General features: G+C 71.6%; 10 protein-coding genes and 1 riboswitch. Of the genes, 3 read left to right on the top strand and 7 right to left on the bottom strand.

All coding sequences use genetic code 11. The features are described from left to right. The first annotated feature begins 415 nt into the window (after positions 1-415). Together ASC56_RS21425 and ASC56_RS21420 are read left to right on the top strand one after the other, a co-directional pair. Positions 416-961, top strand: a complete 546-nt coding sequence (locus ASC56_RS21425; protein WP_055493117.1) for a DUF6668 family protein — start codon at positions 416-418, stop codon at positions 959-961. A 2-nt stretch (positions 962-963) separates the two neighbouring features. Continuing rightward, positions 964-1524 carry an NUDIX hydrolase gene (locus ASC56_RS21420; RefSeq protein ID WP_055493116.1) on the top strand — a complete coding sequence of 187 codons (561 nt, stop codon included), beginning with the start codon at positions 964-966 and terminating at the stop codon, positions 1522-1524. Positions 1525-1573: 49 nt separating this feature from the next. Here ASC56_RS21420 and ASC56_RS21415 read toward each other — a convergent pair whose 3' ends face one another. The 5 genes from ASC56_RS21415 to ASC56_RS21395 form a co-directional block, all read right to left on the bottom strand. After that, positions 1574-2461 carry an ABC transporter permease gene (locus tag ASC56_RS21415; RefSeq protein WP_055493115.1) on the bottom strand — a complete coding sequence of 296 codons (888 nt, stop codon included), beginning with the start codon at positions 2459-2461 and terminating at the stop codon, positions 1574-1576. Further along, complete coding sequence (locus ASC56_RS21410; protein WP_079102628.1) at positions 2448-3473, bottom strand: ABC transporter ATP-binding protein; 1026 nt, start codon at positions 3471-3473, stop codon at positions 2448-2450. The genes ASC56_RS21415 and ASC56_RS21410 overlap by 14 nt, the downstream gene beginning before the upstream one ends. A gap of 30 nt (positions 3474-3503) precedes the next feature. Next, complete coding sequence (locus ASC56_RS21405) at positions 3504-4736, bottom strand: hypothetical protein (RefSeq protein ID WP_055493114.1); 1233 nt, start codon at positions 4734-4736, stop codon at positions 3504-3506. Positions 4737-4976: 240 nt separating this feature from the next. After that, the gene (locus tag ASC56_RS21400; protein ID WP_055493113.1) at positions 4977-5996 is read right to left on the bottom strand and encodes a CHRD domain-containing protein; all 1020 of its coding nucleotides are present in this window, start codon (positions 5994-5996) and stop codon (positions 4977-4979) included. Between the two features lie 183 nt (positions 5997-6179). Then, a complete protein-coding gene (locus ASC56_RS21395) occupies positions 6180-7190 on the bottom strand; it encodes a polyprenyl synthetase family protein (RefSeq protein ID WP_055493112.1) in 1011 nt (336 codons plus the stop codon). 964 nt (positions 7191-8154) lie between these two features. After that, positions 8155-8325: riboswitch (cyclic di-AMP (ydaO/yuaA leader) on the top strand. A 4-nt stretch (positions 8326-8329) separates the two neighbouring features. Here ASC56_RS21395 and ASC56_RS21390 point away from each other — a divergent pair. Continuing rightward, entirely contained in the window at positions 8330-8842 is a 513-nt protein-coding gene (locus tag ASC56_RS21390; protein WP_079102626.1) for a transglycosylase SLT domain-containing protein, read from the top strand. A 16-nt stretch (positions 8843-8858) separates the two neighbouring features. Here the strand turns inward: ASC56_RS21390 and ASC56_RS21385 are convergent, their stop codons facing one another. Together ASC56_RS21385 and ASC56_RS21380 are read right to left on the bottom strand one after the other, a co-directional pair. Next, positions 8859-9671, bottom strand: a complete 813-nt coding sequence (locus tag ASC56_RS21385; protein ID WP_055493111.1) for an HAD family hydrolase — start codon at positions 9669-9671, stop codon at positions 8859-8861. 240 nt (positions 9672-9911) lie between these two features. Next, positions 9912-11111 carry an FAD-dependent oxidoreductase gene (locus ASC56_RS21380; RefSeq protein ID WP_055493110.1) on the bottom strand — a complete coding sequence of 400 codons (1200 nt, stop codon included), beginning with the start codon at positions 11109-11111 and terminating at the stop codon, positions 9912-9914. Positions 11112-11135: the final 24 nt, after the last annotated feature.

Raw genomic sequence — 11135 nt, 5'->3', positions numbered from 1 at the left:
CGTCGGCTCTGCCCCGGCGCCCGTCGCCTCTGCCCCGGCGCCCGTCGCCTCTGCCCCGGCGCCCGTCGCCTCTGCCCCGGCGCCCGTCGCCTCTGCTCCGGCACCCGTCGGCCCGGCCCCGGCACCCGTCGGCCCGGGCACAGCGCCCGTCGGCCCTGCCCCGGTGGCCGTTCGGCCCTCCGGGGCCCTCTTCGCGGCGCTCCCGCCCCCGTTCGCCATCGGCTCCCCTCGAACTCCGGCTCCGGACATCCGTACGCAGACAGGAGACATACGTACCCGGTCAAGTCTTCCGTCCCCGTCCCCGTCCTGCGTCACCACAGCGTCACAGGCTCGTCCCAGGAACCCGTGCCCCGGTACCGGAGCGCCGCACCTGCCGTGAAGATCGAGGTGCGAGGACCGACCGAGGAGAGTGGCGATGCAGGGGATCGCGCAACAGGGGCCCGCCGGGCCCGAGATCTGGATTCGCGGGCCGGTGGACGGCGCCGGACCACGGCCGGAGACGGCTCAAGGCTCCGCCGGTCCACGGCGGTTCGGCTGGGTGGCCACGCACGGCGGAGCCGGCACCTCGACGCTCGCCACCGTCTTCGGCGGGTTCGACGCCGGCCGCGGCTGGCCCCGGCCCGACCAGAGCGAACCCGCTTCGGTGCTGTTGGTCGCCCGGACACACGCGGGCGGTCTGCAGGCCGTCCTGCGGTACCTGGATGTCTTCCGGCGCGGCGAGGCGCCCCCCGGCCTCGATCTCGACGCCATCGTGCTGGTCGCGGACGCGCCGGGTCGGCTGCCACGCCAACTCGCCCAGCGAATCAAGGTGATCGAATCGATGATCGACGTCTACCGGGTGCCTTGGGTGCCTGCCTGGCGTATCGGCGACCTGAGCGGCCAGCCGCCCCGTGAGTGCGAGCAACTCGCCCGCCTGACAGGCGCGTTCACCGCTCCGGGTGGCCGACGGGGGCTTCGGTGAGCATGCGCTGGACCGTCCACGGGGAGCGCACGCTCTATGAAACGCCCTGGGTCCGGTTGCGTTCGCTGGACGTGGAGCAGCCCGACGGGGCCCGCTGCGACTACCACGTGGTCCGGCTGCGGGACGTCGCCGTCACCGCGGCCGTCGACCGGGAGCGGCGTGTCCTCATGATGTGGCGTCACCGCTTCGTCACCGGCACCTGGGCCTGGGAGCTGCCCATGGGCCTCGTCGAGGACGGCGAGGAGCCCGCCGCGGCGGCCGGGCGCGAACTGGAGGAGGAGACGGGCTGGCGCGCGGGTACGCTCCGGCCGCTCCTCCGCGCCGAGCCCGCGGCCGGCATCACCGACGCCCGGCACTTCGTCTTCCGTACGGACGACGCCGCCCACATCGGAGAGGCGACCGAGCGCAACGAGTCGGACCGCCTGGAGTGGATCCCTCTGTCGCGGGTGCGCGCGATGATCGAACGCGGGGAGATCGTCAGCAGCGCCACTCTGGTGGGTGTGATGGCCCTGCTGCTGGACCTCGCCCCGAGCGCCGACGGCGACTTGCCGTACGAGACGTGAGGCGCGCGGGGCTGAGACGCGCGGGGAGGGCGGCGGAGGAGGCAATGGCCTACGCGGTGATGTCCTTCGCCGTGAAGCGCGCCCAGGCCGCCGAGCCGAAGACCGCCGCGTACAGGGCCTGCAGGCCCAGGTTGTGGACCAGGTCGTCCCAGTAGACCGGGTCGCGCACCAGGTCCGCGAAGGACAGCCAGTAGTGCGAGAAGAAGTACGGCTGCAGCGCGTGCAACTGCGGGATCTGGTCGAGGATCTGCACCGTGATCAGGAGACCCACCGTCGTCGCCATCGCCGCGATGCCGCTGTTGGTCAGCGTGGAGATGAACAGCCCCAGGGCCGCCACCCCGATCAGCGACGCGGCGACGACCAGCGCGATCAGCAGGGCCCGGCCCAGGCCATCGGCGAAGCTGATACGGGTGCCCGAGATCGTCGTCAGCTCGCCCAGCGGGAAGAGCAGGGCGCCGACCGTGAGCGCCGAGACCGCTACGACGAGGGTGGCGACGAGGCAGAAGGCCATCGTGGTCGCGTACTTGGCGAGGAGGAGGCGGCTGCGGCCGGCGGGGGCGACCAGGAGGTAGCGGAGCGTGCCGGAGTTCGCCTCGCCCGCGATCGCGTCGCCCGCGATGACTCCGATCGCCATCGGCAGGAAGAAGGGGAGCGTCGCGGCCAGTGCGGTGAAGACCAGGAACAGGCCGTTGTTGGTGATCTGCGTGATGAAGGCCGGACCGCCGTCGCCGCCCCGGCCTCCGGAGCCGCCGCTCGTCTGGATCTTGACGGCGATGCCGACCAGGACCGGCACGGCGGCCAGTACCGCTAGCAGAGCGAGCGTGCGCCAGCGCCGGAATGTGGTCACCAGCTCGCTGCCCAGCAGGCCGACCCACAAGGGGCTCGGCCGGCGGGCGCCTTCGGCGCGGCCCGGTCCGACCGCCTCAGCCTGCGACATCGAAGCCCTCTCCCGTCAGTGCCACGAACGCGTCCTCCAGGGACGCGCCTTCGACACCGAAGCCACGGACCCGGACTCCCGCCGTGACCAACGCGGCGTTCAGCTCGGCCGGTTCGCGGTCCGGCGCCTCGCCTGTCACCCGGTCCTCCGCCACGATCACGTCGGCCACGCCCTGTTCCTTCAGGACCCGGGCCGCCTCGGCCACGTCCGGGGTCGTCACGACGAGACGTCCGCGCGCCCCGGCCGCCAGGTCCGCCACCGCGCCCTGGGTGATCAGCCGGCCCCGGGCCATCACGGCGGCGTGTGTGCAGACCTGTTCGATCTCGTCGAGCAGATGGGAGGAGAGGAAGACGGTCGTGCCGTCGGAGGCCAGCTCCCGTACCAGCGCGCGGATTTCGCGCATGCCCTGCGGGTCGAGGCCGTTGGTCGGCTCGTCCAGGACGAGGAGTCTGCGGGGCTGGAGCAGGGCGGCGGCCAGGCCGAGACGCTGCTTCATGCCCAGCGAGTAGGCCTTCGCCTTCTTGCCGGCCGCCGCCGTGAGGCCGACCCGGTCCAGCGCGGCCGCGACCCGCGCACGCCGGGTGCGCGGGTCGGCGGTGGGGTCGGCGGAGTCGTACCGCAGGAGGTTGTCGCGGCCGGTGAGGAAGCCGTACAGCGCCGGGCCCTCGATGAGGGCGCCGACGTGCGGGAGCACGGTGCGCGAGGCGCGGGGCATGGGTCGCCCCAGTACGCGCGCCGTGCCCGAGGTGGGCGCGATGAGGCCCATCAGCATGCGGATGGTGGTGGTCTTGCCGGAGCCGTTCGGCCCGAGGAAGCCGAAGACGCTGCCCGCCGGGACGGTCAGATCGAGCCCGTCCACGGCGAGCTGCCCGCCGCGGTAGCGCTTGGTGAGGGCACGGGTGGCGATGACCGGGGCTTCCGGGTCGCTCACCGCCACCTCCGAGTCCTCGGGCCCCGAGCCTCGCGGCTCCGGGTCCTTCGACTCCGCTTCCGCGGCGGACAGTTCCTCCATGGGCTCTCCCGCTCCTGCCCTCCTACGGGCCTACTTCCCCGCGTTGGCCGCCTTCACCAGCGCGTCCTTGGTGACCGCGCCGGCGTACACCTTGCCGTTGTCCGTGATCAGGGCGTTGACCAGGCGGGTCGAGAAGACCGTGCCCGAGCCGAACTTGCCGGTGACGTGGTCGCCGAGCGAGTTCAGGAAGCCGGAGACGGTGCTGTTGCCGGACGCCGAGCCCGAGGGCACCCCGCCCTTGCTGCCGGTGTCGAACACGACGATCGAGTTCCAGCCCTGGCCGAGGGTCTTGGGCTCGGCGCCTCGGGCCGTCTTCTCCGTGCCCTTGGGCTCAGCCTTCTGTGCGTTCTCCTCCCCGGCCTTCATGTCGTCACCCCGGGTGACCTTGGTGCCCTTGGGCGGGGTGAAGTCGAACGTCGAGGCCGCCGGCTTGGCGAAGGAGACCTCCGTGAAGCCGACGTCCACGACCGCCGCGCCGCCCGACGCCGGGGTGAGTGTGAACTTCAGCGGCAGCCCGGTCTTCGCGTCCACCGCGATGCTGATCGCACCGACCGTCGTGCCCGACTGCTTCGGCCGGATGAGCAGCTTGTACGCGTCCCGGCCCGCGACCTGCGCGGTGCCGTCGACCGTCACCGAGGTCGTCTTGTCGCCGGCCTTCAGGGCCTGCTGCGCCAGGTCCTTCGGCGTGGCGGGCACGTCCTTGGGCGCGGCCTTCTCGTTCTTGTGGTCGCCCGCGCCGGTCGCGTGGTACGCCGAGTTCGACGCGCTGTCGTACGCCCACACGTCGGTGCCCTTGCGGATGACGCTGTACTCGGCGGCCTTCTCGACGAGCGACAGCTTCTGCTTGTCCTGGCCGTCGGTGGCCACCCGCAGGGTGTGCGTGCCGGAGGCCAGTTCGAGCAGCTTGGAGCTGGGGTCGGCGGCCGAGCCGTCCTTGCCCCCCGCGCCCTGGGAGAGCGCACCCTGGGCGAGGCTGTTCTGCAGCCCGCCCAGGTTCGGCAGGCCCAGGTCCGTGCTGATCTTCACCGTGCCGGACAGCTGCTGGACGTCCGACTTGGCGATCTTCTCGATGAGCTGCTGCGCGCTGATCTTCGGCAGGGTGGGGTCGCCGGAGCCGGCGAACGCCGGGACGAGCCCGATGGTCGCCGCCGCCACTCCCACCACCGCTACCGGGACGACGTACCGCGCGGCCGTGCGCCGCCCGTCGCGTACGTCCTCCACCTCCCCGGCGGGTGTGCTGTCGTCGGATTCGTACGGTGCCATGTGTGCCTTACCTCCGTCGTCGGCGGCGGCTTACCGTCAGTGCACTCGTCCACCCCTGCGCCGCCATTGTCACCCGAACTCCTGTGGAGTGGTGTTCTCCATCTGACCAAATCGGCGGGAGGGATTCGTCAGACCGCGGGCTCAACTCCGCGTAATCCTGGGGTATGACATGACGGGGCGGCGCCTCCCCCGACCCGTAGGGGTCGTACGGGGAAGGGGCCGCCCCGGCGAACTCCTCGCTCAGTCCTGGACGAACACATAGTCCGCCCGGTAGGGGACGCCCACGATCGCCCCCGGGGTGCAGGAACCGGAGGGCGCGACGCCGCCGACCGTGTTCAGGCGCAGGATCTCGGCGGTGTCCGCGAGCAGACCGTGGTGCGCGCCGGAGCGGCTTGCCCTCAGGTCGAGTTCGGGGATGTTCGTGTCGCCGTTCGGGGTCTTGGTCAGGACGGTTCCGGTGACGGCGCTGCGGTCGGGGGCGACCCACTGCGGCGTGCCGGAGCCGGGCTTCACGTAGGAGTGCAGGATGTCGCCGCCGAGCAGGGCTGCGACATCGCGCTGTGCGAAGGCATGGCCGCCCGCGGCGGCGGGCTTGCACTCGTACATCTGCTTGCCCTTGATCACCGAGGCCTGGAAGTTGTCCAGGGCGTGACGGAAGTCGAAGGCGGTCGTGACGTTGTGGAGCTGGCCGCGGACGGCTCCGCCGGGGAACTCGGCGGTGTGCAGGTTGGCGTAGAAGGCACCGGGGTCGGTCTTGAGCCGGGAGAGCAGCGCGGTGTCCTCGACCTTCACGCTGCCGACGAGCGTGTGCCCCTTGACGCCCTTCGCCAGCAGCCCGCCGAAGTCGACCCTGATCCCGCCGTTGACGCCCCTGGCGCCCTCGTGGATGTGGAGTTCGGTGGGCCGGCCGGTGCCGCGCCAGCTGACGGCGACGGAGACGGTGTCGCCCTTGACCCTGATGAACTCCAGGGCCGCGCCGTCCTTGTCGCCGACCGCGGGGCCCTTCGCGACGGGAACCTCGTTGGCACCGCGGAGGCTCGCGACGAGGATGGCGCCGCCGGAGCCGCTGTCGGCGAGGGTGCCGCTCTCGGTGACGACGGTCCGTGCCGCGCGCCCGGCGTGGTCCATGCCGTGGTGCGTGCTTGCCCGGCCGGCGGCGACGGCCGGGACGACCGCGGCCGCGACTCCGGCCGCGGCGACCGTGGCGACGGCGGTGATCAGGCCGGTACGACGCTTCGCAAACGTGGCGTCAGTGCGCATGGTCGTGAATCTCCCCGTATCCGAGCCGACGCCCCCTGCGTCAGCTTCCGGGCATGGGTACGGAACCGATCTCAGCCTGGACTCAATCCAGCTATGTGATTCAGCTCACCCTTCACCGTAACGTATGACAAAAGTGTTACCCGTGTGCCAGCTGTGGCTACGGGTGCGACGGGCGCATCACCGTCAGCCCGCCCGGTGCACCACCGCGTCGCACAGTTCCATGAGGGCCGCCTTCGCACCGCACTCCCGCAGCGGGGCCAGGGCCGAGCGGGCGTCCTCCGCATAGCGGACCGTGTCGCGGCGGGCCTGCTCCAGGGCCGGGTGGGCGCGAAGCCGGGACAGGGCCTCGGCGTGGCGGGTGTCGTCGGTGAGGTCGGAGTCCAGCAGCTCGCACAGGGCGATGTCCTCGGGCAGCCCCAGGCGCTCCACGCGCTCGCGCAGGCGCAGCACGGGGAGGGTGGGGACGCCCTCGCGCAGGTCCGTTCCGGGCGTCTTTCCGGACTCGTGCGAGTCGGACGCGATGTCCAGGACGTCGTCGGCCAGCTGGAACGCCACGCCCAGCCGCTCGCCGTACTGCGTCAGCACGTCCACGACCGTCTCGTCGGCACCCGACATCATCGCGCCGAAGCGGCAGGCCACCGCCACCAGCGAGCCCGTCTTGCCGCCGAGGACGTCGAGATAGTGCTCCACCGGGTCGCGACCGTCCCGCGGCCCCGCCGTCTCCAGGATCTGGCCGGTGACCAGCCGCTCGAACGCCTCCGCCTGGATGCGCACCGCCTCCGGGCCGAGGTCGGCCAGGATGTGCGAAGCCCTGGCGAACAGGAAGTCGCCGGTGAGGACCGCGACCGAGTTGCCCCAGCGGGTGTTGGCGCTGTCAACCCCGCGGCGGACCTCCGCCTGGTCCATGACGTCGTCGTGGTACAGCGTGGCGAGATGGGTCAGTTCCACGACCACGGCCGAAGGCACGACCCCCGGCGCGTACGGGTCGCCGAACTGTGCCGCCAGCATCACGAGCAGCGGCCGGAACCGCTTCCCGCCCGCGCGCACGAGGTGCTGCGCGGCCTGCGTGATGAAGGGCACCTCACTCTTGGTGGCATCGAGCAACCCCTCCTCGACAGCGGCCAGTCCGGCCTGGACATCGGCCTCCAGAGCCTGGTCCCGCACGCTCAGCCCGAACGGCCCGACGACGGTCACGTGAGGTCTCCTGTCTGCTGACGTCTGCTGACGATCACACGGTCGGTCTCAAGGTCGGTCACTTGGTCGATGGCGTCGCCGGTCGACCTCACTCATGGAGTTTGTCGATCTGTCGCCGCCATCACTCAAGTCAGCGTATCCGGTCACGTTTCGATCACCACGAGCGCCCACTGTTCCAGGCCGGGCGGTATCGGATCACGAACGGCATGTTCTCGATCGGGCAATACGAACAGATATTTGTCCGCATAGCCGACAAGCGCCTCCCGCAGCCGGAACCACCTCCCTCCCGACTGCCCCGGAGCGGCCCCCGCACGCTTTCCCGTCCATCGGGAGGCACCCGTCGGACGTGCGCCATCGGGGGCATGCCCGCCCCGGACCGGCGCGCCGCCGACCGCCGCCACCCGGCCGGACGCCACGACCCGACCGGACGCCACGGCCGACCGGACGCAGGGACCCGACCGGACGCGGGGACCCGACCGGACGCAGGGACGACCCGGTGGGACGCCGGGACCCGGTGGGACGCCGGGACCCCGTGGGACCCGACGAAGGCGAGCGGACCGGGGGCACGCGACCCGACGGCCGGCGACACCACCCACTTCCCTCCAGGTGACCGGGGTCACGTCTCGCCCCGGCGCGCCGCCGGACACACGTTGTCTCGAAGAAGACGAGGAGCCATGACCGTTTCGCCCGAATTGCCGCGTTGATTCACTTAATTACCATCTACTCCCCAAGTCGGGCCCAAGTGAGATGGGTCACGCCCGCGCCGGGCCCGGCATTCCGGGCAGGTCGCCAAAACCTCGTTTGCGAACGGCAAGTTGAGCCCCGCTCAACAACATGGATCATCAACCCTATTCCCGCACTTCAAGGTCAATTCGGTCGGAGTGTGAATTCCCGGCTTGTTCCCGACATGTGCTCTCGCATACCTTCCCACTCGATCCGAGCGGAACGCCGAATCCTGCCGCCGCTCGAGAACCCACCAACCCACGACGGCAGGAGCGGGGGACCCAGGTAAGTGCCGAGCCGGACGCGTTCCGGAACGGCTTGGGGTGAAGCCGCGCCCTCGACACCGAGGACACGGCCGGGCACCTCCCAGCCCGAACCCGACAGCTCACCTCGCAGGCGCCGGAGAGGAACGCGACATGTCCGCTTTCGCCCTGCCCGCACGCCGTCGGGACCGCGGCTCCAAGGCCGCCCGCTTCACCCGCGCCCTCGCCGTCGCGGGGACGAGCGCCGCCGTTCTCGCCCTGCCGATCATCGGCGCGACCAGCGCTTCCGCCACCCCCGGAACGTCCGTGGCGACCACCGTCAGCAGCAAGGCCGCGTCCGCCCGCGCCGCCAACCTCGATGTCTGGATCCGCCAGTCGCTGGCGATCATGCGCCAGCACGGCATCCCCGGCTCGTACAACGGCATCTACCGCAATGTGATGCGCGAGTCCTCGGGCAACCCGTTCGCCATCAACAACTGGGACTCCAACGCCAGGAGGGGCACCCCGTCCAAGGGCCTGCTCCAGATCATCGACCCCACCTTCGCCGCGTACCACGTCCCGGGTACGTCCTTCAGCCCCTACGACCCGGTCGCGAACATCACGGCCTCGTGCAACTACGCCGCCCACAGGTACGGCTCGATCGACAACGTGAACAGCGCGTACTGAGGCCCACGGCCGAGGCCTACCGGCCCGTGAAGAGTCTTTCGAGGACGACGGCGATGCCGTCGTCCTCGTTGGACATGGTGATCTCGTCGGCGACGGCCTTGAGTTCCGGGTGGGCGTTGGCCATGGCGACGCCGTGCGCGGCCCAGTCGAACATGGGGATGTCGTTGGGCATGTCGCCGAAGGCGATGGTCTCCGCCGGGCTCAGGCCCAGGAACTCGGCGGCCAGCGCCAGCCCGGTCGCCTTGGTGATCCCGACCGGCTGGAGTTCGACCGTACCGGGCCCGGACATGGTGACCGTCGCGAGGGAGCCGACCGCTCCGCGCGCCGCCGCCGCCAACTCGTCGTCGGACAGGGCGTGATGGCGCAGCAGCACCTTGCTGATGGGCTCGCACCAAAGGTCGTCGCGCCGCTCGACCCGCACCGCCGGAAGGGTGGGGTGCGGCATCCGGTAGCCGGGCTCGATGAGCGTGAGTCCGTCCACCCCGTCCTGGTCGACGGCCGCGTACACCTGTCCCACCTCGGCCTCGATCTTGCCGAGGGCGGTCTCGGCCAACTCCCGGTCCAGGGGGACGGAGAACAGCAGCCGGTCCGCGCCGGCGTCGTACACCTGCGCGCCCTGTCCGCACACCGCGAGCCCCTCGCTGCCGAGTTCGTCGAGCAGTGGCCGCACTCTCGGCGCCGGGCGCCCCGTCACCACGAGGTGCTGGGCGCCGGCCGCTGCGGCCCGGGCCAACGCGGCCCTCGACCGGTCGGAGAGCGTGTCGTCACCACGTAGCAGCGTTCCGTCCAGGTCAGTGGCGATGAGCGAATATGCGAGGGGTGCGGCCATGATCAGAGAATACGGATGGAACGCCCCGACGACTCGGCCTGAACCGGACGACGTCCGGTGTCCCGTGCGCCAGGGAACCACCGCGCCGGACAACCGCGGAGCCCGGGCCGCGCCCCCGGTCCCGGAGAAGCGGGCCCGGCCCAACCCCCGCAGCCCGATGTGCTGTTGCACACACCCCCGTCCGGCCGCCGCGGCCCGCCCCGCACTCCATGACGCGGGAGGCGTCAGTCCCCCGCCGTCTCAGCCGTGTGCTGCCGCCAGGTGCTTCGCCAGGCGCGGGGAGGCGAACTCCGTGCCGCAGACGAAACGCATCACCGGGCCGTACGAGGCGGCCGCGGGCAGGCCCGTGAAGTACAGGCCCGGCACCGACGAGACATAGCCCGCGCCGAGCCTCGGCGTGCCCCGGCTCACCGCCAGTTCGGCGCGCAGCTCGTGGCCGAGGAAGTCCATCGCGGCGATGTTCACCCGGTAGCCCGTCGCGGCGATGACGTGGTCCGCGGTCAGTTCCTCCGTACGGCCCGCGTGGGTCCGGACGGTCAGGACGGGATTGCCGTCCCGGGCGGACGAGCCCGCGATGGCGGCGACCTCACGGACCTCGACCCTGCCCTCGAAACGGTCGCGCAGCCACCATGCGCCGAGCGGCCCGAGGACACGACGGACCAGGTAGTGGCGGGTCTGGGCGGGCAGGAAGCGGTACGGATGCGGGTAGCGGCTCAGCGCCCACAGCGACCAGGCGCGCCCGAACGGCGACTCGGGGCGCAGCCTGGGCTGCTGCCACGGCGCCGCGCCGAACGTCACCCGGCCCCGGCCGCGCGAGATCACGCGCACCCGCGCTCCCGCCTCGGCCGCCAGTGCCGCCGTCTCCAGCGCGGACTGGCCCGCGCCCACGACCAGCAGCTCCTTGCCGGAGAACCGGGCCAGGTCGTGGTGCTGGGAGCTGTGGGAGACCGGGCCCGTGGGAGCGGGGCCGTCCGCCGCCGCGGCCAGCTCCGGCGGGAGGTGGGCGAGACCCGAGAGCCCCGTCGCCACCACGACCGCCCGTGCCGTGAACAACTCACCCGAGTCCAGCTTCAGTTCGAAGCCGCCGCCCTGACGGCGGTCCACGGAGACGACCCGGACCCGCTCCAGCTCGGGCACCAGCTTCCGCTGGAACCACTCGCCGTACGCGCTGAACGTCTCGACCGGGATGATGTCCTCGTCCGTCACCAGCCGGGGGATGCCCGCCGCGTCGCAGTAGTCGGCCAGGGTGTGCCCGCGTTGGGGGGCGTCGATGTTCGACGCGGCCGGGGTCGACTTCAGGAGCATGCCCGCGGGCATGTGGTCGCGCCAGCTCACCATGGGCTCGCCGAAGACGCGTACCGGGATACCGCGCGCCCGCAGATGGGCGGCGGCGGACAGGCCGAACGGGCCGGCACCGATGACTGCTACCGGTTGAATCACGAAGTCCCTCCCCAGGACGCAGAC

The organism is Streptomyces sp. TP-A0356, from assembly GCF_001417775.1.
In the GTDB taxonomy this organism is placed as follows: domain Bacteria; phylum Actinomycetota; class Actinomycetes; order Streptomycetales; family Streptomycetaceae; genus Streptomyces.
This window is presented reverse-complemented; position numbering and strand designations above follow the sequence as displayed.